Genomic DNA, 17,504 nt, shown 5'->3' with positions numbered 1-17,504 from the left:
TTCATTCATCCTGCGACGCGGGAAGATCCACGAAGCGGCCTTCGACCATGTGCAGCCGGCGATCCGCGATGTCGAAATATTGATCGTCATGGGTGACGGCGATGACCGTCTTACCCTCCCGTTTCATCTCGGGCAGGATTTCGCGATAGAATTTGCGCCTGAATTGCGGATCCTGATCGGCGGCCCATTCGTCGAAAATATAGATCGAACGGTCCTCCAGCAGGCTGACCACCAGGGCCAGCCTTTTGCGCTGACCGGTCGAGAGATCGATCGTCGAGAATTCGCCGGAGATCAGCTGGGACTTGTCCTGGATCTCCATATGTTCCATCAGGCGCCGGGCCTTTGTGCCATCCCCGAGGTCGACGCCGTACAGGCGCTTGAAGAGATGAAAATCGCCGAAGATGATCGAGATCATGTTCCGGTACTCGTCGTAACTCTCCGGCCCGACCAGCCGGCGGTTGACCTCAAGGCTTCCCGAGACCGGGTAATAGAGTCCCGCGAGGATCTTGATCAGGGTCGATTTCCCGGAGCCATTGCCGCCGGTGATGAAAATCATCTCGCCCTTGCGGATTTTCAGGTCCACGGGCCCCATGACAAAGGGGGTATCGATCTTCGGGTCGTTGTAGTGAAAGCTGACCTGTTTCAGCTCAAGTGTCTTGAAGGAGGGGCCGAGGAGATTGGCCTGGTGCTCCTTTGACTTGCTGGCGGCTTCACTCAGGGTCTGGTCGAGACGCTCGATGTTTTCGGCGGCCGAATTGGCGTTCGCGAAGATTGCCATGAAGTTGACCAGAAAGCCGATCGGGCCGATCAGGAACAGGGTCGCCGTCGCGGTCTTGATGACGACCTCTGGATAGTTCGTGCTGACGCTTTGAAAGAACTTGCCCAATTGCGGGACCAGAAAAACCATGGCGGCGACTAGGAAATAGAACATCGTCTGGGACAGGATGAAGCTCTTGGCCACACCGGATTGGCTGTGTTTCTTTTTGTCGGTTGCCCGCTCGGAGATCTGCTCCAGATCGGCGAACAGGGCGTCACTGCGGGCCTTGTTGATCCGGACCTCCTTGAAGCCGCTCAGAAGATGGGTGAGGAGATCGAACAACCGGTTTTCCTCGGCGGCCGCTTCCTGAAGTTCGGCATTCAGACTCTTGAGATTTTTCGCATAGAACCAGGTCGCGGCCAGGGTGAAGGCCACGCAGACGGCGAACGCGACGCGCGAGAGCCAGGCGATATAGAGCAAGGTAAAGAGGGTCAGGATGGCGGATTGCGCCCCGACGACAAGGGATTGCGCCGCCTGGGACAGGGTCAGGGTATCTTTGTTGATACTGGAATAGATGAACGAACGCCCGATCCGTTCCAGGGGAATGAGGTCGGCTGTACGGATCTTCTCGATGAGGCGTATGCGGAGCTTGTGGATGATCTCTTCGACTTCCCGGGTCGAGGAGATCATCACCGTTCGCTGCGCGAGAACATAAATTCCGACAACCACAAGAAAGATCGACAGCTGATGGGTGCGCCGCTCGTCATCGAGTATGGCGGCATCGCTGGCCGCAAGGTTGATCACCGCAAGAACGAGAGCATTGGCGAGCCCCGATACCGCGGCAAGAAAGGCAAAGCTGAGCCAGGAGGCGCTCGATTCCAGTCGTATCAATTTGATCAGGTTCACAATTCATTTCCAGCGAGAGTTCTGCCCGGAGTCATCGCGTCGATCCTTGTCATGGGAGGGTGTCAGCCGGAATTAGACGCCGCTACCGATGGTGGTGCGGTGAGTTCGGTGTATGAGTGATGTGCTATTTATTGATGCAGTAATTTTAATTAATTCACTCATTGAGTGAATATATATATGTGCTCGGATTGTGCGTTTCAATCAGGAAACCACACAGTCATCCGCAAGATCTCAAATGCGGCGGGTGTGCTCGGCGGGGCATTTGGGTGGTATGGGATCATCCATGGGGAAGCAGCCGTTCGATATCGCAAACACGACGGCATGAGACCGGCCAACTATATCTGAGGACCCCAGCCGTATGGCAGCGATCCCTTTATGTCAGCGGGTCCGGATCAATGCATCCAGCATGGTGACTCCGGTGCCTTCTTCTCTGACCAGTACCGGATTTGCCTCGGCTTCCTCGATCCGTTCGTCCAGCGCGAGCAGGGAGAAGGCAGTAACCGCTTCGGCGAGGGCTTCGAGATCGCCTTTCGGACGTCCCCGGAACCCGCGCAACAGCGCGAAACCTTTGACTTCTTCGATCATCTCCCGAGCTGTCTCGATGCTCAGGGGCGCCGGGCGGACTGCGCTGTCCTTGTAGATTTCCGTCATCACGCCGCCCATGGCGACAGTGACAACCGGTCCGGCGACGGGATCGCGGGAGAGGCCGATCAGGGCTTCTCCGAGCCCGGTGCAGAGTTCCTGCACAAGCACGCCGGTGAGCCTGAAGCCCGGGCGATATTGTTCTGCCGAAGCCTGCATATCCGCTATCGCAGTAACAAGTTCGGCGCGGTTCTTGATGCCGACACGGATGGCGCCTGCCTCGGTCTTGTGCGGCAGGTCCGGGGAGACCAGTTTTGCGACGACGGGGAAGGCTACGGGAAAGGCTTCCGGGACCTCCTTGTCAGGGTCAAGCACGGTCTGGCCGGGCCCGGTAAGTCCGAGGCTGCGAAAGATGGCGCCGGCGGTTACTTCGTCCGCCATGCCGCCTGTCAGCGCATCGATCTGCTGGCGCGCGGCATCGGGCAGGCCGCCGGCAGGCGGAGAGGACGGAACGGCGCCCGTCATCAGCATGGCGATGGTTTCGGCGCAGCTTTCGACCGTGCGGAAGGTCGGCACGCCGCCGGCTTCGAGCAGGCGTATGCTGTCCGGCGCGTGCGGCAGCGGGAAGGCCAGTACCGGTGCGGCATCCGCCGGTGCCTCGGCGACGGCATCGGCAATGGGTTTGACCGCGAGTTCCGGGTCGAACTGGGCGGAAGAGCCGATCGCCACGATCAGCACGCCTGTTTCCGGGTCGTTGATCAAGGTGGAGACGGCTTCTTTCATCACCTCGTAGCGGGCGCCGGCGAGGGTGACATCGACCAGCTTGCCATGGCCGCACGGGATCTTGCGTTCGGCGAAATGGGCGCGGGTTGCGACGCTCGCTCCGGCGATGGTGACGCCGCGCGCGCTGAGCTGGTCCACCACCATGGCGCCGCCGCCGCCGGTCGTGGCGATTACGGTCGCGCTCTTCGGCCGGCCGGGCTTGAGGCGTGCTCTGAAGAGGGCGCCGGGGGCTTCAAGCAATGTCTCCAACTGGTCGGCCTTGCGGATGCCGAAGCTGCGCAGCAGCGCGTCGGCGGCTTCGGTCGAGCCGGTGAGGGCGCCGGTATGGGAGACCGAAAGCGCCTGGCCTTCTTCCGATTTTCCGATCATGTAGGCGACCACGGGCTTCTCCGCCGCGTGGGCCTTTGCTGCGAACCGGCCGAGGGCTTCCCTGTCACGGATGGTTTCCATGAAGAGCAGAAAACCGTCGATTTCCGGATAGTCGACCAGGATTTCGCCGATTGCGCCGATGCCCGACGCGGCTTCATTGCCGACCGAGACGAAAGTCGAGAAATCGATGCCGCGTGCCGCCCCCCGGCTGAGCAGGGTGCCGATGACGCTGCCGCTCTGGGAAATCACGGCGAGCCGGCCACGGCCAATTTCGGCGGCCCCGAAAGCTGCGTTCGTTGTCGCGGCAAAGCCGGAAGGCGTATGCACGACGCCCATGGAGTTCGGACCGATCAGCAGCATGCCCGCCTCCCGGGCGATGCGCTGAACCTCCGCCTGACGCCGTTCTCCTTCTTCCCCGGCCTCGGCAAAGCCGTCGGCGAGAATGGCGACAACCTTCACGCCCGCCGCCGCGCAATCCTCAAGCGCGGCGATGGCCGGGTCGGCATCGACCAGGATATAGGCGAAATCGACTTTCTCCGGGATGGCGCTGACCGATGGCCAGGCTTTCTCTCCCAATACGGTTTCGCGGGCGGGGTTTACCGGATAGATCCGGCCTGCATAGCCATGGCGGCGCAGGAAACGCATCGGGCGCGCGGTCAGCTTGCCCTCCGAGTTAGAGGCACCGATCAGGGCAATGGAGGCCGGAGAGACGAGAGCGCCAAGCAAGGTGTCGCGCATGGGTTTATTCCGATCAGGGCAGCAGGGGCAGGGTAACAGGGGCAGATCAGGGTCAGCAGGAACGGATGGTCCGGGAGTGGGTTCAATCATGCCGCGCCACCTGAAGCGATGACAAGCCGCTCTCCCGTCTGACAGAATCATCCTGCCAACTTTTCCTCATCACGGTAAAAGATTAGACAGACAGAACAGATGAGACGCTAAGGGAGACGAACAGGGTGGATTTACAGGCGTTGGTGAACGAGGCCTTTGCACGGCATCAGTCCGGGCGCCTGAAAGAGGCGGCGTTTCTCTATCGTAAAGTGCTCGCCGTGCATCCGCCGATCCCGCTTGTGTTGTCCCTTGCCGGTGACGCAGCGACGTCCGGCGGCCATCCGGCATCCGGTGCGGCCCTGCTGAAAAGGGCTCTCGTGCTTGAGCCGCGTAAAAGTTCGTTCCATCAGCTTCTGGCCTTTGCCGAGGCGTCCCGGGGAAATCTTGAACAGGCCGGGGAGCATTACGCTGCCGCCGTGAATTTCGATCCGCTGAATGTTTCGGCGATGAGCGACTGGGCTAACCTGGTGCGCTCCCGGCATCCGGACACGGCCCGGAGGCTGGCCCGTAAAACCATCCTGCTCAATCCGGAACTCCCCGGGCATCTGAAGCTGCTGGCGGAGATGACGGTCACGGGTGACCGGTTGGCCGGAGCGCGGCTGATGCGCCGGGTGACTTGCGGTAATCCGATGGATGCGGATGCTTGGAAAGCGCTCGGTCTGGTGGCGCAGGCGGATGAGGATAATGAGGCCGCCGATATTGCCCTGAAGCGCTCAATCCTGCTTGCACCGCGTGATGCGGTCGTCTGTGCCAGGCTGGGCGGCTCCTTGTCCCGGCAGGGTGCGCACCGGGAGGCACTGCTGCTGTTGCGCCTGTGCGTGATGCTGGATCTGGCGCGGGCGGACAGTTGGCTTGCCTATGCAGGCGCGCTGCATGCGGAGGGTCAGTCAACTGCTGCTGAAACCGTGTTCCGGAGATCCCTGGCTCTGGAGCCGGCAGGGTTGTTCGCACTCCAAAGCCATCTGGTGATTCTGGCCAAGGAGGGTGTGCCTGCCGACCGGATCCGGGCCGGGTATCGCCGGGTTCTGCGCGCCGATCCGAAAGACGCCCGGAGCTGGGCTAATTTCAGCAAATTCCTGCTCGATCAAGGCGCATATTATGCGGCCGCCAAAGCGATCAAGAGCGCGCTTGTCACTGGCGGCCCGGACCGGGACATGCTCGTCGGGCTGGCCAATGCGTACCGGCAATCGCGGCAGCACCCGCTGGCTGAGCGTTCTCTGCGCTGGGCCCGTTCAGCCTTTCCGGAAGACCGGACGATCCAGTCCGGTCTCCTCATGGGGCATAATTATGAAACTGGTGTTTCCGCGCGGTCTCTCTATCTGGATCACAGGGCATGGGCGGAGAACTGGGCGCCGGCCGAGGAGCCGCTGGACTATGATGTGGACCGGACGGCCGAGCGCCGGATTCATCTCGGCTTCGTCTCCCCCGACCTGAAGCGGCATCCGGTGGGGTTTTTCCTGCTGCCGGTACTGAAGCATCTCACACGTAAGCAGTTTCGGATCTCGGTCTATTCCGATGCCGGGAAGGGCGATCTGTTCACGCAGGAGATCCGCGGTCACGCGGATCACTGGTTTGACGCAACGGGGCAAACCGACGACGTCCTGCGGGAACGGATACAGGAAGACAGGGTCGATATCCTGTTCGATCTTGCCGGTCATTCGGCCTCCAACCGTATGGGGCTGTTCGCCAGACGTGCCGCCCCCCTGCAGATGAGCTGGATGGGGTATGTCGGCACCACCGGTCTCGATGCCATGGATTATCTCGTGACCGACCGGTTCCAGACCCTGCCGGGAACCGAGGAGTTTTATTCCGAGCGCTGGCTGGTCCTGCCGGACGATTATATCTGCTTCCTGGCTGCCCCGACATCGCCGCCGGTCGTGCCGAGCCCTGTGCTCGCCAACGGCTTCATCACCTTCGGCAGCTTCAATAATCCGGCGAAGCTGACTGACGAAACACTGGATCTCTGGGCCGGGGTTCTTGCGGCCGTCCCGCAATCGCGGCTGCTGCTCGCCTATCGCGGCTTTGACGATCCCGGAATTCAGGAGGATGTCCGGGCCCGTCTGGGGGCGTCCGGAATTGCGTCGGACCGGGTGGAGTTCAGGACCTTCACTTATCACGAGGAATTTCTCGGCGGATACGGGCTGATGGATATCGCCCTCGATACGATGCCCTATTCCGGCGGGCTGACAACGTGCGAGGCGCTCTGGATGGGTGTCCCCGTCATCTCTCTTGCGGCGCAGAGTCATTTCGCGGGACGGCACTCACTCAGTCATCTGAGCAATGCCGGTTTTCCTGAATGGACAGTGGAGAATGCAGAGGACTTCGTTGCAAGAGCCATTGATCTGGCATCGGACGTTCAACATCTGGGCGAAACCCGCAAGACTCTGCGCCAGCGGGTCGCCGCATCGCCATTATGCGATCAGGAACGCTATGCGCGCGGTGTTGAAGCGCGGCTTGTCGAGGCATGGGCGGATTATTGCCAAAAACCTTGATGCTGAGTCCGGATCGTGAACTCCTTGAGGTTGGGTGGGTTTCGCCCGGTGGAGATGCCGGTGTTAATCGTTCATTCAGGATTACGGGATATCTCTGGGCATGCTGAAATGACGGTTCTTTTGTCGATTTTAGAGAGTCAGGGGAAATCGCGCCGTGCATACAAGCGTGCGGCGCGCTGGTGACGGAATGTCCGACGACGACGTGAATATTCTCGAGTTTCTCGTGGAAGACGACGACGTGCCAGGCCTTCGTGCCGAGCCGTGGAAAGTGCTCATCGTTGATGACGACCGCGATGTGGCGGCGACGACGATCCTTGTGCTGCGTGATGTAGAGGTCGAGGGCAGACCGCTTGATCTGCTTTCTGCCTACTCTGCCGAGGAAGCCAAACAGATATTGTCCGAGCATCCCGATATCGGCCTCGCGTTGATCGATGTGGTCATGGAAACGCCGAATGCCGGTCTTGAGCTGATCCATCATATTCGCCACGAGATGAGGAACAAGCTGATCCGGTTGGTCGTGCGTACCGGCCAGCCGGGACATGCGCCGGAACAGAGCGTCATCATCGATTACGATATCAGCGACTATAAAGAGAAGACCGAGCTCAGCGCCCAGAAGCTTTTCTCGCTCGCTTATGCGGCATTGCGCTCTTATCAGCAGTTTCTCGCGATGGAGCAGAACCGGCGCGGCCTCATAAAAGTGCTCCAGATGTCCACGGCCCTGTTCGAGAAACCGGATCTGGCGGAATTTGCCGACGGCATCCTCGAGAACCTCGATGTCATCGCGAACATGAACCGGACCCGGCGTGAGAAATTCGGGGCGCGTGGCGTTCTTGCGGTGGCGGACAGCAAGAACGCGGAGGCGAAGGATTTCGAAATCATTGCCGGAAAGCGCCGCCGTGACGACCCCCGAAAGCTGGCTGACCTGCCGCTTGATGCGGATGCCAATAAACTGGTTGGAGAGCTGGCTGGCCGTGGTCCGGGAATTCATATCGGCCGGACCGAAAATGCGCTGCTGACGGGGGTTGTCGGACGAAACGGGCAAACCAGCCTGCTTTACATGCCCGAGCTGCAGGGATTGAGCGGATCGGACGCCCAGATTGTCGATGTCTTCGTTTCCCAGGTTCTCACGGCCTTCGACAATATCCGGCTGCATGATCAAACCGAGCGTGCGCAGCGCGAAATCGTGCTGCGGCTGGGGGAGGCCGTTGAAACCCGGTCCGGTGAAACCGGGCGTCATGTCTCCCGGGTGGCACTCTATGCCCGTGAAATTGCGGACAAGCTGGGCTTCAGCCGGTCGGATTCCGAGCTGCTTTTTCGCGCGGCGCCCTTGCACGACATAGGCAAGATCGGCATCCCGGATGCAATTCTTTGCAAGCCTGGAAAGCTCGACCCGGAAGAGTGGCGGGTGATGCAGGAGCACACGACCATCGGCTACGAAATGCTCCGGTCGTCGGACATGCCTATCCTGAAGCTGGCGGCACGCATCGCGCTTGAGCATCACGAAAAATGGGCTGGTGGCGGGTATCCGCACAATCTCAAGGCCGAGGAAATTTCGATCGAAGGGCGCATTATCGGGCTTGTCGATGTCTTCGATGCGCTGACCTCGGACCGGGTCTACAAAAAAGCATGGTCAGTAGAAGATGCCGTGCAGCTCATTCGGGAAGAAAGCGGCCGTCACTTCGATCCAATGGTCGTCGATACTTTTCTGAAGAAGTTGTCCATCATGATCGACATCAGAATGAGCAATGCTGATTAGTCTTCCGTGTAAGGGCCTCCCGGCCACGAACATGGCGCACTGTCTAAGTATCAGATTGCCAAAAACGAAAGTATAATGCACCTTCATAAGAAGGTGTGCACTATGTTGCATGTACTTGTTGTGGCATGGTTGCCGCATCATTCTGGGAGGCTTGTGCAATGTTTAGAAGAATAACGACCCTTGCGGCACTGGGAGCATTACTGGCAGCTCCGGCGATGGCAGCCGACAAGGTCAAAATCGGTTTCGTCACCACCATCACAACGCCCGCTGGCGTTATCGGCCAGGACATGGTCGATGCGGTTAATCTGGCGATGGAAGATATCGGCGGCAAGATGGCCGGCCTTGATGTGGAACTCATCATCGAGGATGACGGCTTCAAACCTCCGGTCGGCAAGCAGAAGGTCGACAAGCTGGTGAAGAAGGATGAAGTCGATTTCATCGGCGGTTTCATCTGGTCCCACGTGCTGCTGGCCTCGAAAAAGTCAGCGCTCGATTCAGGCACCTTTCTGATCAGCTCGAATGCCGGCCCGTCTCAGCTTGCCGGTGAGCAGTGCGACAAGAATTTCTTCTCCACCTCCTGGCAGAACGACCAGACGCCGATGGCAATGGGCGAGGTCCTGAACCAGAACGGCGTCAAGTCGGTCTATATCATGGCGCCGAACTATGCCGCCGGTAAGAACATGATCGCCGGTGTCGAGCGGACCTTCAAAGGCAAGGTCGCCGGGCGCGATCTGACCAAATGGGGCAAGGACGCGCAGCTCGACTTCTCGGCTGAGCTGGCGAAGGCGAAAGCCTCCGGTGCCGAGGCTCTGTGGGTGTTCTATCCGGGCAAGGCCGGCGGTGCGCTGATCAAGCAGTACGAGCAGGCCGGCCTGCAGGATACGCTGCCGCTCTATACCGTCTTCACCGTTGACTCGATTGCCCTGCCGAAGCTGCAGGAAGGCAACCTCAAGGGCGTTCTCGGCTCCCGCAATACCCAGCATTGGGGACCGGATCTGGACAACCCGCAGAACAAGAAGTTCGTCGAAGGCTTCAAGAAGAAGTATGGCCATTATCCGTCCTTCTACGCAGCCCAGTCCTACGACACGATCTTCCTGATCAAGAGCGCGGTCGAAGCGGTGAACGGCGATCTGTCGAACAAGGACGGCATGCGTGCCGCCATGGAAAAGGCGGACTTCCCGTCAACACGCGGCAAATTCACCTTCGGCAACAACCACTTCCCGATCCAGAACTTCTATCTGCGTGAAGTTGTTGCGGATGCCGATGGTGTCTGGACGACCAAGATCGTCAGCACGGTCATGGAAAACCACCAGGACCCGTACGCAGCCGAATGCAAAATGTGATCATCCTGTTGGGATGACGGGGAATCGGCGGGGCTGAAGCTCCGCCGGTTTCGGTTTTCGCCTTTGGCGCAAAAATAAAGTTCAAGTGGGGCTGCTGGGTGGACTGGGGACTCTTTACAATTCAGATGCTGAACGGGGTGCAGCTTGGCGTGCTCCTGTTCCTGCTCGCCGCGGGCCTGACGCTGGTCTTCGGCATCATGGACTTCGTGAATCTGGCGCATGGCTCGCTTTACATGATGGGCGCCTATTTCTGCGCGACCCTGGTGCAAGTCACGGATTCCTTCATCCTTGGTGTCATCCTGGCGCTGCCACTGACAGCCTTGCTGGGCTGGATCGTCGAGCTGATCGTCGTCAGGGCGCTCTACACGCATGACCATCTGGATCATGTGCTGGCGACCTTCGGGATGATCCTGTGCTTCGATACGGCCGTGGATTTCATATGGGGGCCGACCGGCATGGCTATTCCGCTGCCGGAATTCCTCGACAGTCATATCGACCTCTTCGGTGGCCACACATTCCCGGTCTTCCGGATATTGATCATCGGCACCGGGCTTGCGGTTGCCGGGTTCCTCTATGTCATGGTGACGCATACCAAGATCGGCATGCTGATCCGGGCGGGTGCTTCGAACCGGACCATGGTGATGGCGCTCGGGGTTGATATCGGCAAACTGTTCGCGCTGGTCTTTGCCGTTGGTGCCGCGCTTGCGGGGCTGGCGGGCATGCTGATCGCGCCGATCACGGAAGCAAGCATCGGCATGGGCAACGAGATCATCATCGTCGCCTTCGTCGTCATCATCATTGGCGGTATCGGCTCGATCAAGGGCGCCTTCGTGGCCGCCATGCTGGTCGGCATGATCGACACGATGGGGCGGTCCTTCCTCGATCAGTTGCTGAAAGTTTTCATGTCGTCCGAGAGCGCCGAGACATCGGCGCCCGCCCTGTCCGCAATGGCGATCTATATCCTGATGGCCATGGTGCTGGCCATCCGGCCCCAGGGCCTGTTCCCGCCGAAGGTGCGTTGAGCCATGACATCCTTGTTCAGAACGGGCCTTCCGGCCTTTGTCATGGTCGTGGGGCTCGGGTTCCTGGCCCTGCTGCCGCTGCTCGCGGAATGGGTCGACAATATCTTCCTGATCGACCTGTTCATGCGCCTGATGATCCTCAGCATCGCCGCGGTCGGTCTCAATCTGATCCTCGGCTATGGCGGGATGGTCAGTTTCGGCCATGCGGCCTATCTGGTGATCGGCGCCTATGCTGTCGGTATCCCGGCCTATTACGATATCTATAATGGCTTCCTGCAATTCGCCATCGCCATTCTGGCGGCGGCGGCTGTTGCACTGGTAACCGGCGCCATCGCGCTGCGCACCAAGGGTGTCTATTTCATCATGATCACCATGGCCTTCGCGCAGATGGTGTACTTCACCTTCGTCTCGATCGAGGAATATGGCGCTGACGACGGTCTGACCATCAACATGCGCAGCGAGTTCGCCGGCCTGCTCGATATCGAGGACAATTTCACCCTCTATTATTTCGTGCTGGCCTCGCTGGTCGCGGTGCTCGCGCTGGTCTACCGGATCGTGCATTCCCGCTTCGGCATGGTGATCTCCGGCGCCAAGGGGAACGAGCGGCGGATGCAGGCCATCGGCTTTCCGACCTACCGGTATCGTCTCGCCTGCTATGTCATCTCCGGCGCGATCTGCGGCTATGCGGGCGCGCTGCTCGGTAACTTCACAAACTTCATCACGCCGGAAATGGGCGACTGGGTGCATTCCGGCGAGCTGATCTTCATGGTCGTGCTCGGCGGTGCCGGAAGCCTGTTCGGGCCGGTACTCGGCACGGCGGTCTTCATCCTGCTGGAGGAATATCTCTCCCGCCTGACCCAGTATTGGCACTTTCCCTTCGGCGCCATGCTGATCCTAGTGGTGATCTTCACCCGGGGCGGCATTAACGGGATGTTCCGCTGGCTCGGTGCGAAATCCGGCATCGGAGGACGGTCATGAGCGGCGCGTTTCTCGAGGTTCGAAACCTCTACAAGAGCTATGGCGGAATCGCTGCGACGGATCATGTCGATCTTGATGTCCGGAAGTCGGAACTGCATGCGATCATCGGCCCGAATGGTGCCGGCAAGACCACGTTGATCGCGCAATTGTCCGGCGAGATCGACCCGGATGGGGGCACGATTCGCTTCGACGGGCGGGACATGACGAACACGCCCGCCTACAGGCGTTCGCTGCGGGGGCTTGCCCGGTCTTTCCAGATCACCAGCCTGATGCTGGGCATGACCGTGCTTGAGAATGTCGCGCTCGCTGTTCAGGCCCACGCAGGCCATTCCTTCCGGTTCTGGCGGGCGGCCCGGAAGGACCCGGCGCTGACGGAACCGGCGATGGCCGCGCTTGAGGCTGTCGGGCTTCAGGACAGGGCGAACGATATCGCCCAGGCCATGTCCCATGGCGAGCATCGCCAGCTCGAGATCGCCATGGCTCTGGCGACGAACCCGGTCCTGCTGTTGCTCGACGAGCCGATGGCGGGGATGGGGGTGGAGGAATCCCAGCGCATGGTCGAGATCCTGCGCAGCCTGAAAGGCGAGAAGACCATGCTCCTGATCGAACACGACATGGACGCGGTCTTCGCGCTGGCGGACCGGATTTCGGTGCTGGTCTATGGCCGTGTGATCGCGACCGGGACACCCGAGGAAATTCGCGGCGACGAAGCCGTGCGCCGGGCCTATCTCGGCGATGAGGTGGCGTGATGCTGAGAATTGAAGAAATCGAGACATTCTACGGTGCCAGTCAGGCCCTGTTCGGAATGACCATGAAAATCGGCTCGAACGAGGTCGTGACGCTCATGGGCCGTAACGGCATGGGCAAGACCACGACCGTGAATTCGATCATGGGCATCGTGCGGCCTGCTTCGGGCCGTATCGTCTTCGAGGCGGACGACATAACCCGTGCACCCGCATACCGGATCGCCCGATACGGCATCGGGCTGGTGCCGGAAGGCCGCCAGGTTTTTCCTAACCTCAGTGTGCGCGAGAACCTCGTGGCGACCGCGGCGAACCGGTTCAATTCCCGCGACCCATGGACGGTCGAGCGCGTGCTGGCCATGTTCCCCGAACTGGAAGTCCGGATGACCTCGATGGCGAACCTGCTATCGGGCGGTGAGCAGCAGATGCTCGCCATCGGCCGGGCGCTGATGACCAACCCGAAACTGCTGATCCTCGACGAGGCGACCGAGGGTCTGGCCCCGCTGATCCGTCAGGAGATCTGGAGCTGTCTGGAGCGCTTGAAGAAGGCCGGCCAGGCGATCCTTGTCATCGACAAGAATATCGACGATCTGAAGCGGATCGCAGACCGGCATTATGTGGTCGAAAAGGGTCAGGTCGTCTGGACGGGCACGACGGCTGAGCTTGATGAGAACGCGGCGTTGATCCAGGAAAAGCTCGGCGTTTAAGCGATCTCTTCAATCGTTCTCCCGGACTTGATCCGGGACCTTTGTGATCACAAGGCTCGCCTCACGTCGAAAGGTCCCGGATCAAGTCCGGGAAAACATTTATCTATAGAGGCCGTTTCACGCCCTCTTCCGGATTCCCGCTTCCTGGAACATCGGCACCAGAATATCCACCAGCTCCGTGATCATCGCGTCCGTGTGGCGCGGCGTTGGGGTGAAGCGCAGGCGCTCCGTTCCCGTGTCCACGGTCGGGTAGTTGATCGCGGTCACGTAGATATTGTGATCGTACAAAAGCCGGTTGGAGAATTCCCGGGCCTTGGCCGCGTCGCCGACGAGCAGCGGCACGATGTGGCTTTCCGACGGCATCACCGGCAAGCCCGCATTGGCGAAGGCTTCCTTCAGGCGGGCAGCCTGCTGCTGCTGCATTGCCCGTTCCTGGCCGCTTTCCTTCAGGTGCCGGATGCTCGCGGTGGCCGCGGCGGCGACCATGGGGGGAAGGGATGTGGTGAAGATGAAGCCGGGCGCGACGCTGCGGATATAGTCCAGCACATGGGCCGGGCCGGCGAGGTAGCCGCCATGCACGCCGATGGCTTTGCCGAGCGTGCCCTCGATCAGGTCGACCTTGTCCAGCACCCCGTCCCGTTCGGCGATGCCGGCGCCGCGCGGCCCATACATACCGACCGCATGCACCTCGTCGAGATAGGTGATCGCGTTGAATTCATGCGCGAGATCGCAGATCTCCTCAATCAGGCCGATATCGCCATCCATTGAATAGACGCTCTCGAAGGCGACCATCTTATGGCTTTCGGGATCGGCGGCTTCCAGCAGGGCGCGCAGATGCGCAAGGTCGTTATGCCGGAAGATATGCTTGCGGGCCTTGCCCTTGCGGATGCCCTGGATCATCGAGGCATGGTTCTTCTGGTCGGAGAACACATCCATGTTCGGAGAGGCGCTGAGCAGGGTCGAAAGGCTTGCCTCGTTGGCGATATAGCCGGAGGTGAAGAGCAGGGCGGCTTCCTTACGGTGCCAGTCCGCCAGCTCGTCCTCAAGCGCGACATGGTAATGGCTGGTGCCGGAGATATTCCGGGTACCGCCGGCGCCGACGCCGGTCTGCTCCACCGCTTCGTGCACGGCACCGCGCAGCACATCGCTCTGCCCCATTGCCAGGTAATCGTTCGAGCACCAGACCAGAACCTGTTCCACGCGGCCGTCCCGGTGATGCTTGTAGTAGGGAAACTTGTCCGCCTGCTTTTCCAGATCGGCGAACACGCGATAGCGGTCCTCGGCCTTGATCCGGTTCAGCTCGTCGCGGCAGATATCGAAGAGGTTCACAGCCTCTCTCCCGGTTTTGTACGGCTTCATTCTGGCGCATTTTTCGACCGATATTAATGATCCAGGTCAAACTGTACGCTCATGGCTTGACTGATATACCGGATTCTGGCTACTTTTCGCGCGATATGTTGACGCACACACACCTCGGCTTCGCGCTACGACTTAGGATCCCGGCTCTTTAGAGAGTCCGGGTCACGTCGCTCGTCTATGCTTGAGCCGTGCTGATGCGTTGCCGATGGATCACCATCCCGCTTCACACAATCGAACAGAGACTCTTCTCCGTCGGCCTTTTTGAGGGCACGGTTCGAAGGACGCGCGCATTCAGGAATAGAATTTGAATGTTGAAAAACGGGCTGGCGCCCACGGGAAAATGCGCCGCCCAAGGGAGTTGAAGTGATGAATCACATGCCGATCGAAAAATACCGCGCCTATGCCCGGGTCGATCTGCCGGACCGGACATGGCCCTCGAAGATCATCGACAAGGCACCGATCTGGTGCAGCGTCGATCTGCGGGACGGTAATCAGGCGCTGGTCGATCCGATGGACAGCGCGCGCAAGCATCGGATGTTCAAGACGCTGGTCGAGATGGGCTTCAAGGAAATCGAAGTCGGCTTCCCGAGCGCGTCCGATACTGATTTCAATTTTGTCCGCGAGATCATCGAGGGCGGCCTGATCCCCGACGATGTAACGATCCAGGTGCTGACCCAGGCTCGCGAGCATCTGATCGAGCGGACCATCGAAAGCCTGATGGGCGCCAAGAGCGCCATTGTCCATCTCTATAACTCGACCTCCGAGCTGCAGCGCCGTGTGGTGTTCAATGCGGACCAGGAAGGGGTCAAGAAAATCGCCGTCGAAGGCGCGATCATGGTCAAGGACCGGCTGGCCCGGCTGGAAGAGGCGGGCACCCGGGTGCGGCTGCAATATTCCCCGGAAAGCTTCACCGGCACCGAGCTCGACTATGCGCTGGAAGTCTGCGAGGCGGTGATGGATGTCTGGCAGCCGACGCCGGAAAATCCGGTGATCATCAATCTGCCATCCACGGTCGAGATGTCGACCCCGAACATCTATGCGGACCAGATCGAATGGATGCACCGGCATTTCACCCGGCGGGATTCCATCATCCTGTCCGTCCACCCGCATAATGACCGGGGCACCGGCATCGCGGCGACGGAAATGGCGGTCATGGCCGGTGCCGACCGGGTGGAAGGCACCCTGTTCGGCAATGGCGAGCGGACCGGCAATGTCGATCTGGTGACCCTCGGCCTGAACCTGTTCACTCAGGGCGTCGATCCGGAGCTGGATTTCTCCAACATCAACGGCCTGATGGAGACGGCGGAATATTGCAACCAGCTGCCGATCCACCCGCGCCACCCCTACGCGGGCGAACTGGTGCACACGGCCTTTTCCGGCTCGCACCAGGACGCGATCAACAAGGGCATGCAGGCGATCCGCAAGGCGAACGATCCGCATTGGGAAGTGCCGTATCTGCCGATCGATCCGCAGGATATCGGCCGGGATTACGAAGCCATCATCCGGGTGAACAGCCAGTCCGGCAAAGGCGGGGTGGCCTATCTGCTCGAAACGGATCACGCGATCAAACTGCCGAAGGCGGCGCAGGCCCATTTCAGCCAGGCGATCCAGAAGATCACCGACGCCACCGGCAAGGAGATCAACAGCGAGACCATCTGGTCGACCTTTGCCTCCGAGTTCATCGAGCAGCCGGACGCACCGTTCAAGCTGGTGTCCTTCTCCTCCAGGTCTCTGGAAGGCTCGAACGAGCGCGAGCACATCACGGCGGTGGTGAAGCACAAGGGTAAGGATCAGGTGGTCGAAGCCGAGGGTAACGGGCCAATCTCGGCCTTCGTGAACGGCCTCCGCAATACGTTCGGCCTGAACTTCCGGCTAAAGGACTATACCGAGCATACCCGTTCGGTCGGCTCCCGGGCCGAGGCGGCGGCCTATATCGAGCTGAACGTGCCGGATGCGAATGGCCGCAGCGTCTTCGGTGTCGGTATCGATACCTCGATCACCATGGCGCCGATCCGGGCGGTGATGAGCGCGGTCAACCGGATCTAGGTACAGGCGGACAGTCTTCAGCGGCGCGGTCATGCATTTGGCCGCGCCGTTTTGATTCAAGAGCCTGCAGTCAAACTTGGCAGGAGACGGTTTGCTCCCTGACCTCATGCCGCCATATGATGAGGCATTGGCGCGGTCCTGCCGCGTTGCGTCTTGACCGGAGAGTCAACTGGATCCGCAACTTGAAATACGCCGCTACGAGTGGTGCGAAGTGCCGAGGCAAATCAGTAACGGGCATATGGTGGTGGCGATCGGCGATGTGCATGGTCGGGCCGATCTGCTGACGGGACTTTACGAGGCACTGGCCGAGGACATCGCCCGGCTGAAGCCGGAGCGGGTGACGGCCATCCTGCTCGGCGACCTGATCGACCGGGGGCCGGACAGCCTGGAAGTGCTCGGCCTCGCGCTGGGCGGCCTGAGCGCTTTCACGAAAAGACCGGTCGAGGATATCTGCCTCCTTGGCAATCACGATTACTGGCTGCGGCAGGCGGTGGACGGCACTCTGGAGGATGACGACCTCCGGTTCTGGGGCGCCAATGGTGGCGAGGAAACCTGGCGCAGTCTCGGCATCAGCCGGCTGGTCGGTGCCCGCGACATGATCATGCAGACCCGGCGCCGTTTGCCGGAACCGGTGCTGGATTTCATCAAATCCATGTCGGTCACCTACCGGGTCGATGATTACCTGTTTGTCCATGCCGGGATCGACCCGCGCCAGCCGCTCAACGCGCAAACCCTGAAGACGCTCTGCTGGATACGCGATCCGTTCCTCAATCCGGAGGTCTGGCCGTTCGAGCTGACCGTCGTGCATGGCCACACGGTCGAGTGGAACCATG

Annotated in this window: 12 protein-coding genes; 9 read left to right on the top strand and 3 right to left on the bottom strand. The window is 60.4% G+C overall.

Annotated elements, in window-relative coordinates; all coding sequences use genetic code 11:
• Position 1 precedes the first annotated feature (1 nt).
• Both AAC126_RS09375 and AAC126_RS09370 read right to left on the bottom strand, forming a co-directional pair.
• Positions 2-1,663 (bottom strand): cyclic peptide export ABC transporter, encoded by a 1,662-nt coding sequence (locus AAC126_RS09375; RefSeq protein ID WP_339852574.1) that lies wholly within the window; start codon positions 1,661-1,663, stop codon positions 2-4.
• A 378-nt stretch (positions 1,664-2,041) separates the two neighbouring features.
• A complete protein-coding gene (locus tag AAC126_RS09370) occupies positions 2,042-4,135 on the bottom strand; it encodes an acetate--CoA ligase family protein (RefSeq protein ID WP_339852572.1) in 2,094 nt (697 codons plus the stop codon).
• A gap of 215 nt (positions 4,136-4,350) precedes the next feature.
• Between AAC126_RS09370 and AAC126_RS09365 the strand changes: the two genes are divergently transcribed.
• From AAC126_RS09365 to AAC126_RS09335, 7 genes are all read left to right on the top strand, one after another.
• The gene (locus AAC126_RS09365) at positions 4,351-6,717 is read left to right on the top strand and encodes a hypothetical protein (protein WP_339852569.1); all 2,367 of its coding nucleotides are present in this window, start codon (positions 4,351-4,353) and stop codon (positions 6,715-6,717) included.
• Positions 6,718-6,904: 187 nt separating this feature from the next.
• On the top strand, positions 6,905-8,473 hold the full coding sequence (locus tag AAC126_RS09360) for an HD domain-containing phosphohydrolase (RefSeq protein ID WP_339852567.1): 1,569 nt from the start codon (positions 6,905-6,907) through the stop codon (positions 8,471-8,473).
• Positions 8,474-8,631: 158 nt separating this feature from the next.
• Positions 8,632-9,816 (top strand): ABC transporter substrate-binding protein, encoded by a 1,185-nt coding sequence (locus AAC126_RS09355; protein ID WP_339852564.1) that lies wholly within the window; start codon positions 8,632-8,634, stop codon positions 9,814-9,816.
• Positions 9,817-9,914: 98 nt separating this feature from the next.
• Positions 9,915-10,838 carry a branched-chain amino acid ABC transporter permease gene (locus AAC126_RS09350; RefSeq protein ID WP_339852561.1) on the top strand — a complete coding sequence of 308 codons (924 nt, stop codon included), beginning with the start codon at positions 9,915-9,917 and terminating at the stop codon, positions 10,836-10,838.
• Between the two features lie 3 nt (positions 10,839-10,841).
• Complete coding sequence (locus AAC126_RS09345; protein WP_339852558.1) at positions 10,842-11,816, top strand: branched-chain amino acid ABC transporter permease; 975 nt, start codon at positions 10,842-10,844, stop codon at positions 11,814-11,816.
• Positions 11,813-12,565: an ABC transporter ATP-binding protein gene (locus AAC126_RS09340; RefSeq protein WP_339852555.1), complete on the top strand. Its 753-nt coding sequence runs from the start codon at positions 11,813-11,815 to the stop codon at positions 12,563-12,565. The genes AAC126_RS09345 and AAC126_RS09340 overlap by 4 nt, the downstream gene beginning before the upstream one ends.
• Positions 12,565-13,266, top strand: coding sequence for an ABC transporter ATP-binding protein (locus AAC126_RS09335; RefSeq protein ID WP_339852552.1), 702 nt, complete (start codon positions 12,565-12,567; stop codon positions 13,264-13,266). The genes AAC126_RS09340 and AAC126_RS09335 overlap by 1 nt, the downstream gene beginning before the upstream one ends.
• A 117-nt stretch (positions 13,267-13,383) precedes the next feature.
• Here the strand turns inward: AAC126_RS09335 and hemA are convergent, their stop codons facing one another.
• The gene (hemA, locus tag AAC126_RS09330) at positions 13,384-14,595 is read right to left on the bottom strand and encodes a 5-aminolevulinate synthase (RefSeq protein ID WP_339852551.1); all 1,212 of its coding nucleotides are present in this window, start codon (positions 14,593-14,595) and stop codon (positions 13,384-13,386) included.
• Between the two features lie 396 nt (positions 14,596-14,991).
• Between hemA and leuA the strand changes: the two genes are divergently transcribed.
• Positions 14,992-16,671, top strand: coding sequence for a 2-isopropylmalate synthase (leuA, locus tag AAC126_RS09325; RefSeq protein WP_339852549.1), 1,680 nt, complete (start codon positions 14,992-14,994; stop codon positions 16,669-16,671).
• Positions 16,672-16,882: 211 nt separating this feature from the next.
• A partial coding sequence (locus AAC126_RS09320) for a metallophosphoesterase (protein WP_339852546.1) occupies positions 16,883-17,504 on the top strand: 622 nt, incomplete at its 3' end.

The sequence above is a fragment of the uncultured Nisaea sp. genome, from assembly GCF_963974195.1.
Taxonomy (GTDB): domain Bacteria; phylum Pseudomonadota; class Alphaproteobacteria; order Thalassobaculales; family Thalassobaculaceae; genus Nisaea.
This window is presented reverse-complemented; position numbering and strand designations above follow the sequence as displayed.